Origin of the sequence: Christiangramia aquimixticola, assembly GCF_048285835.1 — a bacterium.
Taxonomy (GTDB): Bacteria; Bacteroidota; Bacteroidia; order Flavobacteriales; family Flavobacteriaceae; genus Christiangramia; species Christiangramia aquimixticola.
The window spans coordinates 465,490-466,810 of the sequence record NZ_JBLVTL010000001.1 but is presented as its reverse complement, the minus strand read 5'-3'; the positions used below and the strand labels follow the sequence as shown (position 1 = coordinate 466,810).

Here is a 1,321-nt window from a genome sequence, read left to right as displayed (position 1 = left end):
GTCGTTGGCTCTAGTTTTGTATAAAATTGAACACTAATATATAACTAAGATTAAATAAGTATTAATTATGGCAAAGGAAACTTATGATCGTTCCAAACCGCACCTAAATATTGGTACAATTGGACACGTAGATCACGGAAAAACTACTTTAACTGCAGCTATTACTAGAGTAATGGCTGATGCTGGATATTCAGAGGCTAGTGCGTTTGATCAAATTGACAACGCTCCAGAAGAAAAAGAAAGAGGTATTACTATTAACTCTTCTCACGTAGAGTATTCAACTGCTAACCGTCACTACGCTCACGTTGACTGTCCTGGTCACGCCGATTACGTAAAGAACATGGTTACTGGTGCTGCTCAAATGGACGGTGCAATTCTTGTTGTGGCTGCGACTGATGGTCCTATGCCTCAAACTCGTGAGCACATCCTTCTTGGACGTCAGGTAGGTATTCCAAGAATCGTAGTATTCTTGAACAAAGTTGACCTTGTTGATGATGAGGAGCTTCTTGAGCTAGTTGAAATGGAAGTTAGAGATCTTCTTTCTTTCTACGAGTATGATGGTGATAACGGTCCTGTAATTTCAGGTTCTGCACTTGGAGCTTTAGAAGGTGATGAGAAGTGGTCTAAGACTGTTCTTGATCTTATGGAAGCTGTAGATAGCTGGATCGAATTGCCAGAGCGTGATGTAGATAAGCCATTCTTGATGCCAATCGAAGATGTATTCTCTATTACAGGTCGTGGTACTGTTGCAACTGGTCGTATCGAGACTGGTGTTGCTAACACTGGAGATCCTGTAGAGATCATTGGTATGGGAGCTGGAAAACTTACTTCAACTATTACTGGAGTTGAGATGTTCCGTAAGATCCTTGATAGAGGTGAAGCTGGAGATAACGTAGGTATCCTATTAAGAGGTATCGAGAAAACTCAGATCTCAAGAGGTATGGTAATTACTAAGCCTGGATCTGTAACTCCACACGCTAAATTCAAAGCTGAGGTTTATATCCTTAAGAAAGAAGAAGGTGGACGTCACACTCCATTCCATAACAACTACCGTCCACAGTTCTACGTACGTACAACTGATGTTACAGGAACAATCAACCTTCCTGATGGTGTAGAAATGGTAATGCCAGGTGATAACCTTACTATTACAGTTGAGCTTATTCAGCCAATTGCAATGAACCAGGGACTTCGTTTCGCTATCCGTGAAGGTGGTAGAACAGTAGGTGCTGGACAGGTAACTGAAATTCTAGACTAAGAATTATCATTATATAAAAAGGTATCCCGTTACTAAGCGGGGTACCTTCACTTATATTTACGGGTT

1 protein-coding gene is annotated in these 1,321 nt (G+C 41.0%); it reads left to right on the top strand.

Annotated features, from left to right (window positions below):
- The first annotated feature begins 67 nt into the window (after positions 1 to 67).
- Positions 68 to 1,255 carry an elongation factor Tu gene (gene tuf / locus ACNKXV_RS02055; protein WP_417906033.1) on the top strand — a complete coding sequence of 396 codons (1,188 nt, stop codon included), beginning with the start codon at positions 68 to 70 and terminating at the stop codon, positions 1,253 to 1,255.
- Positions 1,256 to 1,321: the final 66 nt, after the last annotated feature.

Bases quoted from the DNA above. Each gene is read 5' to 3' on its own strand.
- tuf (WP_417906033.1), top strand. From the start codon at position 68: ATGGCAAAGGAAACTTATGATCGTTCCAAACCGCACCTAAATATTGGT.